The sequence below is a fragment of the Candidatus Woesearchaeota archaeon genome, assembly GCA_027858315.1.
GTDB lineage: Archaea > Nanobdellota > Nanobdellia > Woesearchaeales > UBA583 > UBA583.
Map to the genome: position 1 here is coordinate 1 of JAQICV010000058.1, position 16,322 is coordinate 16,322.

General features: G+C 26.6%; 16 protein-coding genes. 10 read left to right on the forward strand and 6 right to left on the reverse strand.

Annotated elements, in window-relative coordinates; genetic code table 11:
- Positions 1-366: hypothetical protein (locus tag PF569_05135; protein ID MDA3855619.1), on the reverse strand; the 366-nt coding region annotated here is incomplete at its 3' end.
- 135 nt (positions 367-501) lie between these two features.
- On the opposite strand from PF569_05135, the gene PF569_05140 reads away from it, so the two are divergent.
- From PF569_05140 to PF569_05150, 3 genes are read left to right on the forward strand one after another with little or no spacing between them, the layout of a single operon-like run.
- Complete coding sequence (locus PF569_05140) at positions 502-1,122, forward strand: YIP1 family protein (protein MDA3855620.1); 621 nt, start codon at positions 502-504, stop codon at positions 1,120-1,122.
- A gap of 50 nt (positions 1,123-1,172) precedes the next feature.
- Complete coding sequence (gene tsaD, locus PF569_05145) at positions 1,173-2,150, forward strand: tRNA (adenosine(37)-N6)-threonylcarbamoyltransferase complex transferase subunit TsaD (protein MDA3855621.1); 978 nt, start codon at positions 1,173-1,175, stop codon at positions 2,148-2,150.
- A gap of 1 nt (position 2,151) precedes the next feature.
- Positions 2,152-2,853, forward strand: a complete 702-nt coding sequence (locus PF569_05150; GenBank protein ID MDA3855622.1) for a thioredoxin domain-containing protein — start codon at positions 2,152-2,154, stop codon at positions 2,851-2,853.
- On the opposite strand, the gene PF569_05155 is transcribed toward PF569_05150, so the two are convergent.
- Complete coding sequence (locus tag PF569_05155) at positions 2,850-3,209, reverse strand: DUF192 domain-containing protein (protein MDA3855623.1); 360 nt, start codon at positions 3,207-3,209, stop codon at positions 2,850-2,852. The genes PF569_05150 and PF569_05155 overlap by 4 nt on opposite strands.
- A 115-nt stretch (positions 3,210-3,324) precedes the next feature.
- On the opposite strand from PF569_05155, the gene PF569_05160 reads away from it, so the two are divergent.
- The 3 genes from PF569_05160 (at position 3,325) to PF569_05170 (ending at position 8,344) form a co-directional block, all read left to right on the forward strand.
- Complete coding sequence (locus PF569_05160) at positions 3,325-4,524, forward strand: aminopeptidase (protein MDA3855624.1); 1,200 nt, start codon at positions 3,325-3,327, stop codon at positions 4,522-4,524.
- Positions 4,525-4,527: 3 nt separating this feature from the next.
- Positions 4,528-7,443 carry an insulinase family protein gene (locus PF569_05165; GenBank protein MDA3855625.1) on the forward strand — a complete coding sequence of 972 codons (2,916 nt, stop codon included), beginning with the start codon at positions 4,528-4,530 and terminating at the stop codon, positions 7,441-7,443.
- Positions 7,444-7,507: 64 nt separating this feature from the next.
- Positions 7,508-8,344, forward strand: coding sequence for a fructose-bisphosphate aldolase (locus tag PF569_05170; GenBank protein MDA3855626.1), 837 nt, complete (start codon positions 7,508-7,510; stop codon positions 8,342-8,344).
- 164 nt (positions 8,345-8,508) lie between these two features.
- Here the strand turns inward: PF569_05170 and PF569_05175 are convergent, their stop codons facing one another.
- A complete protein-coding gene (locus PF569_05175) occupies positions 8,509-10,044 on the reverse strand; it encodes a hypothetical protein (GenBank protein ID MDA3855627.1) in 1,536 nt (511 codons plus the stop codon).
- Between the two features lie 193 nt (positions 10,045-10,237).
- Here PF569_05175 and PF569_05180 point away from each other — a divergent pair, with 193 nt between their 5' ends.
- Positions 10,238-10,969, forward strand: coding sequence for a methyltransferase domain-containing protein (locus PF569_05180; protein ID MDA3855628.1), 732 nt, complete (start codon positions 10,238-10,240; stop codon positions 10,967-10,969).
- Between the two features lie 116 nt (positions 10,970-11,085).
- Here the strand turns inward: PF569_05180 and PF569_05185 are convergent, their stop codons facing one another.
- On the reverse strand, positions 11,086-11,406 hold the full coding sequence (locus tag PF569_05185; GenBank protein ID MDA3855629.1) for a hypothetical protein: 321 nt from the start codon (positions 11,404-11,406) through the stop codon (positions 11,086-11,088).
- A gap of 115 nt (positions 11,407-11,521) precedes the next feature.
- On the opposite strand from PF569_05185, the gene PF569_05190 reads away from it, so the two are divergent.
- The 3 genes from PF569_05190 to PF569_05200 all read left to right on the forward strand — a co-directional run bounded on the left by PF569_05190 (position 11,522) and on the right by PF569_05200 (position 12,985).
- Complete coding sequence (locus tag PF569_05190) at positions 11,522-12,247, forward strand: hypothetical protein (GenBank protein MDA3855630.1); 726 nt, start codon at positions 11,522-11,524, stop codon at positions 12,245-12,247.
- Between the two features lie 273 nt (positions 12,248-12,520).
- Entirely contained in the window at positions 12,521-12,817 is a 297-nt protein-coding gene (locus tag PF569_05195) for a hypothetical protein (GenBank protein MDA3855631.1), read from the forward strand.
- 3 nt (positions 12,818-12,820) lie between these two features.
- The gene (locus PF569_05200) at positions 12,821-12,985 is read left to right on the forward strand and encodes a hypothetical protein (GenBank protein ID MDA3855632.1); all 165 of its coding nucleotides are present in this window, start codon (positions 12,821-12,823) and stop codon (positions 12,983-12,985) included.
- Between the two features lie 4 nt (positions 12,986-12,989).
- On the opposite strand, the gene PF569_05205 is transcribed toward PF569_05200, so the two are convergent.
- Together PF569_05205 and PF569_05210 are read right to left on the reverse strand one after the other, a co-directional pair.
- Complete coding sequence (locus PF569_05205; protein ID MDA3855633.1) at positions 12,990-14,198, reverse strand: aminotransferase class V-fold PLP-dependent enzyme; 1,209 nt, start codon at positions 14,196-14,198, stop codon at positions 12,990-12,992.
- Positions 14,199-14,584: 386 nt separating this feature from the next.
- Positions 14,585-16,243 carry a hypothetical protein gene (locus PF569_05210; GenBank protein MDA3855634.1) on the reverse strand — a complete coding sequence of 553 codons (1,659 nt, stop codon included), beginning with the start codon at positions 16,241-16,243 and terminating at the stop codon, positions 14,585-14,587.
- Between the last annotated feature and the right edge of the window lie 79 nt (positions 16,244-16,322).

Here is a 16,322-nt window from a genome sequence, read left to right on the forward strand (position 1 = left end):
ATAATTACTTGTTGTATTGATATTAGTAAACGAACTTAAATTGGCATAAGATGAATAAATGCCTTTATTATAATCACTAATCTCACAATTACTAATATTAATATTGTTACGATAATTATCACTAGCCCCAAATATATAAATTCCATAACTACTTGCTTGATCGGTGCCATCAATTAAATGACCTTGACAATCAATGCTGACATTATCAGTTTGAATCTCAATACAGGTAGCACTACTGCTTAAATCAGTAGTTAAAAAATAATCACCAGGAGTAGAAATTACTTGACAAGTAGAGACGTCAATAGAATAAGAACTAACTATTAGACTCAAAAAAAATAAAAAAAATATCAATAACTTCTTTAACATACTTTTTTAACGTAAAAATAGTTTATAAATATTCTTCATATAGATTAAAGGTTACAAAAATGTGAATTTTTATCTGATTGTTCCTACACAAGTGTAGGACACAACATTTATAAATAATTTTAGTAGTAAAATCATATGGGAATTATTAATTATATTAAAAATACAACGAGATTATTTTTTGGAAAATTTGAGGAAGGATATGAATATCTTAAAGAAAATACTAATTTTTTAGGTGTGTTTTCATTTGGAATGTTTTTATCTGTTTTGACTATGCTTATTAGCGTGCTATATTTAATTAGCACAGATCCAACTTTTGATGCAATTTACAATACTATTGGAAATTTATTTATATTGATTGTTATAGTTGTCGGATTAATTCAATTTTCATTTATATATTTTGGAGTTTTTGGATTATTACATTTATTCTTGAAAGTATTTAAAGCTGAAGGAACATATTTAGAAACAATCAAGTATGTTATTGGTGCATCAACATTTACTTTATTAGCATCTTTAGTTTTAACTATAATACCACCAACATTTATTCAAAAAAGTGTTATAATTGGAGCAATTTTTGGACTTACTTTATTGGCAATTTTAATTTGGGGAATATATGTTAATATTTCTATTCTCTCAAAAGTACATAATATTACAAAATTAAAAGTTGTTTATGCAGTTTCTTGTGTTTTTGGAGTATTGATGTTATTTGCTTTAAGTTATATTTGGTATTTTGCATCGACTCTAATAAGGACAGTATAAAATAATAATTTAACTAAAGTCTTATAAATTAAAATTCTTTATCTTTTACTATGTTAATTTTAGGAATTGAATCAACAGCTCATACTTTTGGAATTGGAATTATTGATGCAAAAAAAAAAGAAATTTTATTTAGTGAAAAATCCTTATTTCAAAATAATGTAGGTATGGACCCTAGAAAACTTTCAGATTTTCATGTAGCAAATTTTGATTCAGTTTTAATTAAAGCTAAAAAATTATTAAAATCTATTGATAAAACTTTTTCAGATTTAGATTTGATTTCTTTTTCTCAAGGCCCAGGTATTGGTAATTCGCTGAAAATTGGAGCTCTTGTAGCTAAGACTCTTTCTCTTAAATATGATGTGAAAATTGTAGGTATTAATCATATAAGGTCACACCTTGAAGTTGGTTTAATGCTTACAGGTTTTAAAGATCCTTTATTTTTAAATATTACTGGAGTAAATTCACAAGTTATTGCAAAAGATGATTTAGGTAATTATAAGGTGTATGGTGAAACTGAAGATATAGGTCTTGGTAACTTATTTGATTCTTGCGCTAAAGATTTTAATTTAGGTTTTCCTGGAGGTCCTAAGATTGAAGAAGTAGCAAAGAAATCGACTAATTATATTGAAATCCCGTACACAATTAAAGGTATGAATGTTAGTTTTGCAGGCATTCATTCCTTTGTTAAACAAAGACTCTCAAAAGGAGATAAAGTTGAAGATTTGTGTTATTCTCTTCAAGAAACTACTTTTGCAATGCTTATGGAAGTTGCTGAGAGAGCTATTGCGTATACAAATAAGAAAGAGTTTGTAATTGTTGGTGGAGTTGCTGCAAATAAGAGATTTGTTGAAATGGCAAAAGAAATGTGTAGAATTAGAGGAGCAAAGTACGATTCAATTCCTTTAAAATATTGTATGGATAATGGAGCAATGATTGCATGGCAAGGTTTTGTTGACAGAAAAAGGGCTAAAAAAACTCTTAAAGGATTAATGCCTAATCCTTATATTACTGTTGAGAGTGAGTTATAAAATGAATATATTTGATAAAAGACGAAACTGGAAAATTATAACATTGAAATTGAGTATTATTTTAATTATTCTTTTAATGTTAGTTTTTGTAATTAGTTTTGATAAAAAAATTTATAATAAATATGAGTCATTTACTGGCCATTTTAACTTGGATTATGATTTGTTAATTGAATCTCCGATAATCACTCCAATTAATGGAATTATAACTTTCGGGAATCCTAATGCAACTCTTACTATTATTGGTTTTATAGATTATGAGTCTCCTTTCTCTAAAAAATTTCATGAGAAAGTATATAGTAAGATTAAAGAAGAATATATTGATACGGGTCTTGTGAATTATGTTGTTATTGATAATCCTCTATTAAATATTCATAAAAAATCTTTACTTTATGCACAAGCAGTTCATTGCGCAGATGAACAAGGTATGTCTGAGGAGTACCACAATTTATTGCTTACTAAAAAAACAGTTACTGAAATTGATGTTGATATGTTTGCTCAAAATTTATCTTTGAATTATACACAATTTAGAGAGTGTATTAATACAAAAAAATATGAATTTGACATTTTAGAAGAAATAGGATATGCAGAGAATAATAATATTATTCGAAATCCTACTATAATTATTGATAATGTGAAAATTGAAGGAGTTAAAACTTTCAAAGAAATTGATAAAATTATTAAAGAAAAATTAAATATTGATTAAATTTCTAGTTTTACTTTTTCTCCAATAGTTATATTTTTAAATTTATCTTTTGTAGATTCAATTACATATTTGCAAGGTTTTTTTGGTACATATGAAGACTTCCAAGGATTTAGGGTTATATTATCTACTACTTCGAATTCTTTGTTAATAAAAATTATATCCATTGGATGAAAACAAAAAAACATTGTAACTGCACTCACATATTTTTGATTTTTTCTTGTTGGCATAACTAAACACATTCCTTTTTCAATTTTTTTTTTATTTGCAAACATCAAACCTTTACCAATATCAAATATTGATGTAGCATACTTCATCTCAGGTAGAATTACTTTTTTTTTATGTGTTAATTTTGCCATTTTAATAGTATATATTATATTTAAAAGAAAGTTTTATATAAATTTTATGTGTTTATATGTTATATTTGCATACAAAATACATAATATTTAAAAGTATTTCTTTTCAATTTATTTTATGGAATACAAACCAAGTGATGAAATACTCGAGAAGTATGCTAAATTATTAGTTAATTTTGGATTAAATAATGCAAAAGGTGTAAATAAAGGAGATATAGTTCTAGTTCAAATTAGTGAATGCGCAAGACCTATTCTTAATTTTGTTAATCGAGAAATAATCAAAGCAGGAGCTAACCCAATTATTGATTTAAGAGCAGATGGAATTGCTAGAGATATGTTTGAATTTGGTAATGAGGAACAAATTGGATTTTTTCCAGAGAAGTTTATGAAAGGGAAAATTGATGAAGCAGATCATTTATTACAAATTATTGGAGATCATGACTTAGATGAATTGAAAGGAATTGAACCTAAGAAAATTCTACTGAAGCAAAAAGCTTACAGTCCGTATATGAAATGGAGGAATGATAAAGAACATGCAGGTAATTTTTCATGGACTCTAGTTGGGTATGGGACTCCAGCAATGGCCAAAGAAGCAAATCTGAGTTTAGAGGAGTATTGGGATGAGATTATTAAAGCCTGCTACCTAGATAAAGAAGATCCTGTTTCTGAGTGGAAAAAAATTGATGCTGAAATTAAAAGGGTAAGTAATGAACTAACTGATTTAAAAATACAAAAAGTTCATGTTGAGTCAGAAGATATTGATTTATGGGTACAATTAGGTTCAAATAGAAAATGGCTTTGTGGAGTAGGTATTAATATTCCTTCTTATGAGATTTTTATATCTCCTGATTGGAGAGGTACAAATGGAAAAATTAGATTTACTGAACCTCTTTATAGTTATGGAAATAAGATTACAGATATAGAATTAGAATTTAAAGATGGACTAATCATTAATTCTAGTGCTAGTGAAGGAGAAGATATTTTAAAAGAGATGATTGCAACGAAAGGAGCCAATAAAATAGGTGAGTTTTCATTGACTGATTCAAGAATATCAAGAATTACTAAATTTATGGCAGATACTCTTTATGATGAGAACGTTGGAGGAGAGTTTGGAAATACTCATATTGCAATTGGTTCTTCATATAAGGATTCATTTATCGGAGATTTAGATAAAACTGATGAAGAATGGGATGAATTAGGATTCAATTGTAGCGTAGTTCATACTGATATTGTATCAACTGCTAATCGAAAAGTTACAGCTTATTTACCTGATGGATCCACTAAAGTAATTTATGACAAAGGAGAATTTAAAGTTTAAAAAATGGAAAATATAGAATTGAAAATTAATGAAATATATGAAGGTTTCAAATTAGTTGAAATTGAAGAACTTAAAGAAGTAGAATCTGATGTTTATATTTTTGAACATGAGAAGACTAGAGCAAAATTAATGTTTATGAAAAATGATTCAGTTGATAAAACATTCTCAATTAGTTTTAAGACTCCACCTTATGATAATACTGGACTTCCACATATTCTAGAACATAGCGTTTTATGTGGTTCAAAGAATTTTCCAATAAAAGACCCTTTTGCACAAGTAGTAAAGAGTACAATTAATACATTTGTTAATGCATTTACTTTTCCTGATAAGACAATGTATCCTTTTTCTACAACTAATTCAGAAGAATATAAGAAGTTGATGGAAGTTTATCTTGATGCAGTTTTATATCCTAATATCTATTCTGAGAAAGAAATTTTTCTACAAGAAGGATGGAGATTTGAGTTGAATGATAAAAATGATGAATTGAAATACAGTGGAGTTGTTTATGGTGAGATGAAAGGTGCTTTTAGTACACCTAATAGGCTTCTATGTTCTCATTCTCAGAGAGAATTATTTCCTAATAATTGTTATGGAGTTGAAAGTGGTGGAGATCCTCAAGATATTGTTAATTTGAGTTATGAAGATTTCTTAGAATTTCATAGAAAATATTATCATCCAACAAATTCTTATATATTCTTACATGGTGATTTAGAAATTATAGAAGAATTAAAATTAATTAATGATAAATATTTATCTAACTTTGATTTTGATGAAGAATTTGTACATAAAATAAAGACTGAAAAACCTTTTGATAATCCTATTGAAAAGGTTATTGAATATCCTTGTTCAAGTAAAGATGGTATTGAAGAAAAATATTTATTTGGATGGAATTTTGTGATAGGAGATGCAACTGATTATGAACTAATGCTAGGCTTTGATATATTAGGATCAATTCTTATGGGATTTGAATCATCACCTTTGAAAAAAGCTTTATTTAAGGCTGAACTTAGTGAAGATGTTCATGGTGGATTTAGTGAAGAATTGATTTTACAACCTATATTTGATTTAGTTTTAGAAAATACTAAACTTGAGAATTTGGATAAATTTAAGACTGTTGTTTATGATACTCTAATTGATTTAATAAAAAATGGAATTAATGAAGAGTTAATTCAAGGTGCGATTAATCAGAGAGAATTCATGCTAAAAGAAGGAAGATTCTACGATGAGAATATGCCTAATGGAATTCTAACAAATATTAAAATTTTGGACTCATGGTTATACGAAGGGAATCCTTTAGGACATATTAAGTATAATGGATTACTAACTAATATCAAATCAAAAGTTAAAAAAGAATATTTTGAAGAGTTAATAGAAAAATACTTGATTAATAATAATCATAATGCTCTTTTAATATTAAAACCTAATCTTGAATTAGATTTTGAGAGTGATGTTAAAGATAAGTTGAAAAAATATAAAGAGAATTTATCTGAAAATGAAATTGAAGAAATTATTACTCAAACAAAAAGAGTTAATGAATATCAAAATGACGGAGACTCAGTTGAAGGTATGAAAACTATTAAAGTTCTAGATAAGGAGAAAATAGATAAAGAACCTAAATTCATTAATACTAATATAAATCAACAGGATAATTTTGAAATAATAGAATATAAAACTAATACAAATAATATTGATTATATTAATTTCTATTTTGATGCAACAAAGATTCCTCAAGATAAGATTCAATATTTATCTTTACTTACTGCAATTTTAGAAGAGAGTGGAACTAAGAATTATTCTCTTGATGATTTTGCTAATTTAATTAATATATATACTGGAGACCTAAGTATCCATTTAGAAGGAATTCAAGATTTAAAGAAGAATTTGAAACCAAAACTAGTTGTATCAACTAAGATACTCTCTCAAAACTATGATAAATTAGCTGAATTACTAAATGAGACATTTAACAATATAATTATAGAAGAAGGTAAAGTTAGTGAATTATTGAAAAAGGTAAAATCAAGATATGAAAATTCAATAGTAAATTCAGGACATTCATATGCAGCAACTAGGATTAATTCTTATTATAGTAATTCGGGTAAATACAATGAATTAACAAAAGGAATTGATTTTTATAATTTTATTAAGAATTTAGATAAAAACTTCTCTACTAAGAAGGATGAAATTATGAAAACTTTATATGAAGTTTATAATTTGATTTTCAATAAAGATAAATTAATACTAAATATTACCTCAACAAATTTTAATTTCAAGGAATTAGATAAATTAGATTTGAAATCTGAAACAACTAAAAATTATGAATATAAGTTTGAACTTAAAAAATTAAATGAAGGATTCTTAACTAACTCTAATGTTAATTATGTTGGAATTGGATACGATATCAATTTACTTGATTACAAATATAGTGGAACTCACATAGTATTAAAGAACCTATTATCGTATGATTATTTATGGGAGAACTTAAGAGTTAAGGGTGGAGCATATGGAGCTATGGCAAATATAACCAGAAATGGTAGCTTTGATTTAATTTCATATAGAGATCCAAATTTAAAAAAGACTTATGAAAATTATAATAAATTAGTAGAATATTTAAATAAGTTAGACTTGAGTGAAGAAGAAATTAGGAAAAATATTATAGGTACAATTAGTAGCTTAGATAAACCTGTTTTACTTGAAGCTGAGTCTCAAAGATTAACTATGAATTATATTAGAGGGGTTGATTATGAGTATTTGAAGAATGAAAGAAGTGAAATTTTAAATACTAAACTTGAGGATTTGAAAGAATTAAAATCTATGGTTAATGATGTTCTTAAACAAGAATATAAATGCAGTATTGGAAATTCAAATTTAATTAAAAAAGATGAATCTGAATTTGAAAATATTGTAGATATTTTTAATTGATTATATCTTTAACTCCTCTTTAAAAATGACAAATTCTTTTTAATAAATAAATTAATAAATTTCTATGACTTATATGAGAGAAGTAAATAAAAATTTAGATAAGCTTCAAACAAGAGGTAAAACTTTGTTTTTAGCACAAGACCAAGGTCTTGAACATGGTCCAAAAGATTTACCTGGAAAGACTATTGATCCTGATTATATTTTTAATATTGCTGAGAAGGGAGAGTTTGATGGATTTATCTGTCAAAAAGGTTTAGCAGAGAAGTATTCAAGTTCTTATAAGGTTAATCTTGTGATTAAAGTTAATGGTAAATTGAATCCTTCTTCACCACTTGGACTTGGAGGAGATCCTTATTCCCCTATTACTTGTAGCGTGAAAAAAGCTGTTGAGCTTGGAGCTAAAGCTATTGGTTTTACTAATTTTCCAGGTTCTGAGTTTCAAAATAAAATTCTCGAAGATTTTAAACGAGTTCAAGAAGAGGCTCATGATTTCGGATTACCTGTTACTTCATGGATGTATCCTAGAGGTAAAAAAATAGATAAACTAAAAGGAGGAGACTTAAATGGAGATGTTCTAGAATATGCTGCAAGAGAAGGTCTAGAGTTAGGAGCAGATATGCTTAAGATGAAGTATAATGGCAATCCTGAAGATATGAAAAGACAAATTAGAGCTGGTGGAAAGGCAAGAATGCTTATGGCAGGTGGAGCTAAAACAAATACTTCTAAAGAGTTCTTAGCTCAAATTAAAGAAGTTAATGAATGTGGAATTCATGGGTTTGCAATTGGTAGAAATATCTGGCAACATGAGAAACCTGTTGAAATGTCAAGAGCTATTAGAGATGTTCAAATTAGAAATAAGTCTGTTTATGATGCCCTTAAAAGGCTTGAAAATATTCAATAAATATAATTCTTTATTCTATTTATATTCATAGTAAAATTCTAAGTTCAAGAAATAATAATCAAAAAATAAATACCATTAATTTTAGTACTAATTTACTCTAGGAAACTAGACTAAAAATTAATTTTTTAGAATCCAAATTGGATTCTAATCACGGAAGAAGGGGATTAGTAATATTCCTCAGTTGAGGAAGTTTCTTCATCTGAACCTTCGTTTTTTCTTCTAGCAATAGTTACAACTAATGATAGTAAGATAATAATTGCAATCACAAGTAATACAGCTAAAGCAATATTAACATAGTTAACTTGAGCTTTACCTTCTACATATGTGTTTACAGTTAATTCACTTACAGCATTTGTTCCTTCTTTTACTGTTAATGTTAATGATTTCTCACCTTCAACAGCAGATTTAGGAGTAACTGTTACTTTAAATTGAGCATCACTACCACCTGCAACCATAGCTAAACTAGGACTAACTTGAACATCTGCCCAAGCGTTCTCTAAAGCTGTGATTGAGATTGGTTTACTCTCTGAGTTAGGGTTAGCAATTACAACATCAAATGTTTTTGCATCACCAGCAACTAAATCTACATTGTTATTGAAACTAACAATTAAGTTATCTTCAGCAATTAATCTAGGAGCTAAAATGTTTAAAGCAAATGATTCTGTACTTGCAGTATAACCATCATCATAAGTTAATGATACTACTACTTCATATTGACCAGCAACAGCTTCTTCAGGTACGAATAATAACATATCGTCAGAAGTTACAACTTCATCAAAGTTTAAGTTACTTACATAACTTGATTCAACAATGTTTAATCCAGGAACAGCAATACTTACTTTTACTGAATCTTGAGATTGTTGTCCTCTATTTTTTAGTCTTACATTAGCAATAATGTTTTGACCTGGTTCTACACCTGAGCTAGGAGTTAATACTAAATCTAGTACATCTACTCTATCTCTTTGTGTATCAACATATAATACATAATCTTTGTAAGTTAAACCAGATAAGTCGTTTGCACCACTTAATCTTAATTTGTAACTCTCTTGAGAGTCCATATCAGCTGGCAAGTTTAAAGTTAATGTTTTAACATATGTTTTTCCTTCTACAACAGCAAATACATCAGTTGAAGAGTAAATATCACCATGTTCATAACCAACAATTTCAGCTCTTAACCTAGCATCATCAAAGTTACCTAAAGCACTGAATCTTAATTGAATTTCAATTGATTCACCGTTAATTACTTGAAGTTCATCGTTGTCGTTTAATTCTAAACCATCAACTTCTACTTCTTCAATAATTAAGTCTAATCCTTCAGTATCTTTCTCAGTACCGAATAAAAAAGATTCAGTCATACTGTTAGTACTTGTTGATATAGTAACTGTATATGTTTCACCTTTTTTTAGTAAATCATAATTATCAGTTAAGTCTTTTAAATTGAACAATTCAACTTGTGATTCGTTTGTTTCAACTTTAAAGAAACCTAAATTCTTTGAAGTTCCAAGCTCTTCAATTTCTACATTTAGCTCGTCTACTATTCCGCTTGCAATATTTGCATTACCTAATGAAACTAATACAACATAGTCACCATTATCGTTAACTACATTTAAATCAGTTACACTGATTGGGTCTGCAAAAACACCTGTCATTAATGCAGCAAATACGAAAATTGCTACAAATAAGCTTTTTATTGTTTTCATCTTTCTAATCATTTTAGAGTGGTAATATTCATTAGTAATTGTTTATTTATAAACTTTACTGATGTTGTTATTTCATAGTAACAATAATAATGAAGATTAATTATTTATAAAACTTATGTTTGTTACTCTCATTTAGGGGCAAACAGTAATAATTGTGCTAAATTTTATAATATAGACTTGAATTATATATTATATGAAGGTTTTAATTAGTAAAAAAACAGGAAATTATTATTATTATACACAAGAAAATGGAGATTTTCATTGTAAAGAAGGATTTATTAAAGAAGAAGACATTAAGTCTGGTAATTCAAGAGCATTAACTCAGACTAATAGAGAATTTATGATTTTTGAAGCAAATGGATACGATTTAACTAAAAAGTATAAACGAGGTCCACAATTAATTATGGCTAAAGATTTAGGTTATATTTTATCTAGGAGTGGAATCAATAAGAATTCTACAGTTGTTGAAGCAGGAGCAGGAAGCGGAGCTGCAACTTGTTTCTTTGCAAAATTTACTAAAAAGGTTTTATCTTATGAGATTAGAGAAGAACATTGTAAAATTGTTGAGAAGAATATTAAATTTACAGGAGTTGATAATGTTGAACTTGTAAATAAAGATTTAGCTGAAGAGATTGAGAATATTAAAGAGTACGATTTATTATTCTTAGATATGCCTGAACCTGTTTCAGTTCTAGAAAAAGAGCTATCTGGATTAAAATCTGGCCAGTATGTTGTATGTTATGTACCTTCAATTAGTCAAATTCAAGAGATTACAAAGTCTATTTCACAAATTAATACATTATATCTAGAAGAAATTTCCGAAGTAATGTTAAGACATTGGAGAGTTTGGGAGAGAGTTGCCAGGCCTGAACACCAAAAAGAAATTGATCATACAGCATTTTTAGTTTTTATTCGTAAAGTCTGAACTTTACGAATCCCATGGAATTTAATTCCAGGCATAAGAAAGGTTTAAACTTTTCTTGTGTTTAAAAATTTCTTAAATTTTTATTATATTCGTAAAGTATAGAATTATAATTTTAACTATTTTATTTTCTCATTAATCATTCTTAATGCAGAACATGCCTCATTAAAGAAACTTTTAATTTCTTCTTTTGTAAATCCTACATCAAACTCATCTAGTACAGGAAAAGCACAAGAATTAGTAAATTTGTTTCTTGCAAAATCAAAATAATAAGATAAAGAGCCTTCGACTAAAGCCTCATTAATATTATATAATTTAGCATATAAAGGACTGAATTGTGTTTTCAAAACTCTTAAAGCTTCACTTTTCTTATCCTTTTCAATTAATTCTTTTACCTTAATTAAAATTATATACATATTCGAAATCTCAGCTTCAACCATAAGGATATAACAAATAGTAGTATTTATAAATCTGATTAATTTAATTATAATAATATATGAATAAAAGAAATATTTGATAATATTTCTAAGCAATATTTTGATTTCAAGAATAAAAATGGACTTAACTAGATTTACCAATAAGAAAACAGAAATTACGAAAGAAGAAGTAATTCTAGATAATTCTGATGTTAGAATTGTGAAAAATGGAAATGAAATTAAGTTTAATTTGAAAAACAAGTCAGCTTTAAAGAAATATCAAGATTTATTGTTTTTTTCAGCAACTAATTCAATTGTTGCTGAAAATGAGAAAGATGCAGAAAATTTTTTTAAAGAGAGTATTAAAAGAGGAACAGAAGGACTTATGGTTAAGAATCTAAATTCAACATATAAACCTGGACTTAGAACTGGAGCTATGGCTAAACTAAAAGAGACAAAAGAAGATATTGATGTTGTAATTTTAGGAGCAGAACATGGAACAGGGAAAAGAGCAGGATTCTACTCTTCTTTTATTGTCGGAGTTAAAAATGATGATTACATTGATGATTCAGATCAATTTTTAGAAATTGGAAAAGTATCTTCAGGAGTTAAAGAATTAGGAGATGAGGGACATACAATAGATAATTTAACTAAATTACTAGAACCACTTAAAACTTATGAGGAAAAAAATATTACTTATTTTGAACCTAAAATTATAATTCAAGTAAAATATCAAGAGATTCAAAAATCACAAACATATAAATCTGGTTATGCTCTTCGTTTTCCACGAATCATCATGCTTAGAAAAGATAAAAATTTATCTGAAATTAACTCAATTGAAGATATTGAGGAATTTATTTCTTAAAAAACAATAAATTTAAAAACATTAAAGACTACAATTTTATATAAATGGGAATAGAAATCTAAAAATTGATTTCTAACCAATTTTATTACTATGTAAAAAAATGGAAATTCAAAGTGTATTCTATAGTATTGGATTCTTTTTCCTTTTTACGGCTATTGGATATTTTATTATAAATTATTTAAATATTACTTTAGCAATAAATGCAATTATATATTTCTCAATTGCAATAATTTTGTTTTTAATTGGGGATTATTTAAGGAGGATTGATGTATAATGGTGGGAGCTACTTGGTCAATAGGATTAGGGATTTTAGTGTTTATTATAGCAATAGTATTTGCTACATATTATTATTTAAGATATAAGAAATTCTTCTTAGTTTTATTTGTAGCATCTGTTTCAATTTATATATTTGCAGTATTTTATACTTGGGATGTTTATGATTCAAATAAAAATATAATTATGATAATGCTTGTTATATCTACTATAATAATGTTATTTTTAGGAAAATATTTTTCAAAGTTTAAACTAAAAGCTAATAAATTACATACATCTCTTAAGGAGAAAGAATAAAAAATGGATAAAATGAAAACTCCTATAATTTATAATTATTTTTTAAAAAATAAAAAAGCAATAACTGAGAGTACAGTAAAATTAATTTTAATTATAGTTATAATATTTATTAGTCTTGCTCTAATTTTTGGAATGGGAAATGATTTTTTAAGTATTTTTAAACCTTAAAAAATTATACTATATTTTTTAATACTCCAACTAATTTTATACAATCTTCTTTAGTATTATAAATATTTAGAGAAATTCGTATTGCATGTTGTTTTTTATATTTGTTAAACCAATTATGAACGCAAAAAGCTCCAGCTCTAGTACATATTTTAAATTCATCTAAAATTAATGAGAGTTCGATTGAATCTAAATTATTTGGAATAAATGTGAATATACCACAATTGTTTTCTTTTTTTGAAATAATATCAATAGGTAAATCTTTAAGTTCTTTAAATAAATAATTTAAATTTTCTTTTACTCTATTATGTAATTCTTTAAAGTTTTTATTTAGATAAATAGTAGCTTCCCCTAATCCAACCATTCCCGAATAATTTTGCAATCCTGCTTCAAATTTATTTGGTAAAGGCAAATAACTATATTTTGGATAATTTACATCACTTACAGTATCTCCACCAATTAAATTAGGATTCATATTCTCTAATATTTCTTTTTTTGCATATAAAACACCAATGCCTGACGGACCTAGCATTTTATGTCCAGAGATACACATAAAATCAACATCTAATTTTCGAACATCAATTTTAATATGACCTGCTGCTTGCGCAGCATCTAGAAGTACTAACGAGTTATATTTATGAGCAATTTGAATTATTTTTTCAACAGGATTAATATTACCATCAACATTTGAAATATAGTTTATTGCAACTAATTGAACTTTATTTTTTTTCATGAATTTCTCAAATTCTTTTAAATCTAAATCTTTACAATTAGTTTCAATAATTTTTAGCTTTGTTTTTTTTTGTTCTTCAAGTCTTACCCATGGTAGAAAATTAGAATTATGCTCTTTATCTGTAATTAATATGTATTTATCTTTTTCAAAATTAAATGAACTTGCTACTATATTTATTGCTTCAGTTGTATTTCTGGTGAAAATCACTTCTTCTTTATTCTTAGCTCCAAAAAACTTTTGAATTCTCTTTCTTGCTTGATCTACTTCATTTTGTGCTTGAATGCCTAAAAAATGAGTACTTCTTCCAGAACATACAGGATATTCATTATAATACTCACAAATTTTATCTACTACACATTTAGGTTTTAGAGTAACACATGCAGAATCAAAATAAATAAGATTTTGATTTGACTTATATATTTCAAAATCAGATTTAAATTTATCTAATTTGTTTATTTTGTTTATTTTGTTTAAAAACTTCATTTTTAATAAAAATTGATTTTAATTATAGAATACATTTTAATTAATATTGATATTAATAAAATAAAATATATTATGAAAAATATATTAAAATAAATCCTAAAATACTTTCTTATATTCTTTGCAAAAGTTGGTAAAATTTTTAATATTCTTCCTACAATCTTGCTTTTTATTTTAGTCTCAAAAATAACCTCACATTTTTTAGAGGTTATTTTTCCCAGTATACAATCTATTGAATCTTTAAAAAAAATTCTCGAGCTTTTTGAAACTAAACTAAATGGTAAAAATATAAAGAATCCTTGGTAACATAAATACTTCATAAAAAATAAAATTAAGTTATATTTATAAGTGTGAGGATTTTATTCAATTTTACACACTCTAATCTCTCGTCATACGAAATATGAGGAGAACATTGCTTTAAACATTACAGTTAAAAGTATCTCCATAGCAACACCAATCCACATTAACATTACTATATCAAAGAACATACAAAAATAATTTCCTCCATCAACTAGTTTTACAAAAAATCCTGATCCTACTGCATGGATTAAAAGAATTACAGCTACATAATTTGTCGCAGTATCTAAATTGGCATCTACATCTAGAGGAAATATCCCTCTTATAAGTTCTGCTGCCATTCCATCTACGCCTGCAGTCATTGATGAGAATATGTTAAGTAAAAGCATACTAATTAAAAGACTAATATAAATTGTTAATGCAAATCCGAAGAAAGAACCATAAATATTTCCTTTAAGAGATGAGGTGTACTCTTTTTTAATGTCTCTTAAACCATTGATTCTACTCATATTATCACTTACAATTTCTCCTGCAACCTGAGCAGAACCTCCTCTATAGACAACACTTACGAAAATATCCATAAATTCTGCAATTAATGAACTTCCACTCTCTTTACTAAAATAATACCAAGAAGTAAATTTATTTTTTGTTATTTTTAGCCTTTTATATACTTTAATAAGCATATCATTTAATATTCCAAAATTGTGAGGTAAAAGAGTTTCTACTGTTGTAGTTAGAGTTCCACCTTTTGACTGATGAACATCACCAAGACTCCTGATAAATGGAGGAAATAAAATATCCCTATTCCAAACCATCTTTTCTTGAAAGTTAGCATACCAACCTACAATCATATATGGTGTTAAAAATATTGCAAATTTAAGTGCTAAACTTACATCAAAAAAAAATACAAAAGGTGCTATAAGTAAACTTAATATTAATGATATGAAAAATGTTACTACTACTTTTTTTCTTCCATCATCATACCCTAATTTATGATAAAGTGTATCTTCAGGCAAATAAAACTTTGTAAATGCTATAACCATAACATCAAGAATTAAGATTCCAAATATTCCGAATTGTAAAAATACTGTTCCATCAATTCCAGTTAAAAAAGGCATTAAAAGAATTGTTGATAAAACAAAAGCAAAAGCTAAAACTAAAGATACAAACATATCCTGTGCTACTTTAATTCTCTCTAAACCTTCTTTATATACAATTGCATAAGAATTCATAAGAGATTTCTGTTCATCTAAAAAGAATTTTGAAATATTAGCATTAAATGAAAGAGCAATTCCCATACGCTCTAAAAATCTTGAAAAATGCTCTGATTTGTAAAGAGAAGAAGTTTTGTATGCAGCTGTTGAAAAATCAATTTTAATACTCTCCACAAGATATGTTAATTTCTTGAAAGCGTTTGCAATTTCCCTATATCTCACTTTTTCAGAAAGATCTTTAAACATCTCTTTTCTTTCTAAATTAACTGTACTTAATGCACCAGCATAAGTGATAAAATAATGAAGATTGTCTTCAATATTTCTAGATTGATTATCTATAAGCATTATAGGATATGCGAAGAGTAAAAGAAGAACTCCAAAAAATATTCCAAAACCCATAAGTTTGAACATTGTTCCTTGAAAACCAAATAGAAAAATGAAAAGAATAAAAAAATCCATTAAAAAAATAGGTAAAAAATATTTCTCTAAGTATGATTTGAAATCATTTACACCAATTGCTGCAAATATTTTGTTCATTTTTTGTTTCTCCTTAAAACACAAAATGTGCTTAAAAATTTAAACAAATTTTTTTTGTTCATTCTATTTTAACCTCCAG

Bases quoted from the DNA above. Each gene is read 5' to 3' on its own strand.
- PF569_05175 (MDA3855627.1), bottom strand. From the start codon at position 10,044: ATGAAAACAATAAAAAGCTTATTTGTAGCAATTTTCGTATTTGCTGCA.
- PF569_05185 (MDA3855629.1), bottom strand. From the start codon at position 11,406: ATGGTTGAAGCTGAGATTTCGAATATGTATATAATTTTAATTAAGGTA.
- PF569_05205 (MDA3855633.1), bottom strand. From the start codon at position 14,198: ATGAAGTTTTTAAACAAAATAAACAAAATAAACAAATTAGATAAATTT.
- PF569_05165 (MDA3855625.1), top strand. From the start codon at position 4,528: ATGGAAAATATAGAATTGAAAATTAATGAAATATATGAAGGTTTCAAA.
- PF569_05180 (MDA3855628.1), top strand. From the start codon at position 10,238: ATGAAGGTTTTAATTAGTAAAAAAACAGGAAATTATTATTATTATACA.
- PF569_05200 (MDA3855632.1), top strand. From the start codon at position 12,821: ATGGATAAAATGAAAACTCCTATAATTTATAATTATTTTTTAAAAAAT.
- tsaD (MDA3855621.1), top strand. From the start codon at position 1,173: ATGTTAATTTTAGGAATTGAATCAACAGCTCATACTTTTGGAATTGGA.
- PF569_05195 (MDA3855631.1), top strand. From the start codon at position 12,521: ATGGTGGGAGCTACTTGGTCAATAGGATTAGGGATTTTAGTGTTTATT.
- PF569_05190 (MDA3855630.1), top strand. From the start codon at position 11,522: ATGGACTTAACTAGATTTACCAATAAGAAAACAGAAATTACGAAAGAA.
- PF569_05140 (MDA3855620.1), top strand. From the start codon at position 502: ATGGGAATTATTAATTATATTAAAAATACAACGAGATTATTTTTTGGA.
- PF569_05155 (MDA3855623.1), bottom strand. From the start codon at position 3,209: ATGGCAAAATTAACACATAAAAAAAAAGTAATTCTACCTGAGATGAAG.
- PF569_05150 (MDA3855622.1), top strand. From the start codon at position 2,152: ATGAATATATTTGATAAAAGACGAAACTGGAAAATTATAACATTGAAA.
- PF569_05210 (MDA3855634.1), bottom strand. From the start codon at position 16,243: ATGAACAAAATATTTGCAGCAATTGGTGTAAATGATTTCAAATCATAC.
- PF569_05170 (MDA3855626.1), top strand. From the start codon at position 7,508: ATGACTTATATGAGAGAAGTAAATAAAAATTTAGATAAGCTTCAAACA.
- PF569_05160 (MDA3855624.1), top strand. From the start codon at position 3,325: ATGGAATACAAACCAAGTGATGAAATACTCGAGAAGTATGCTAAATTA.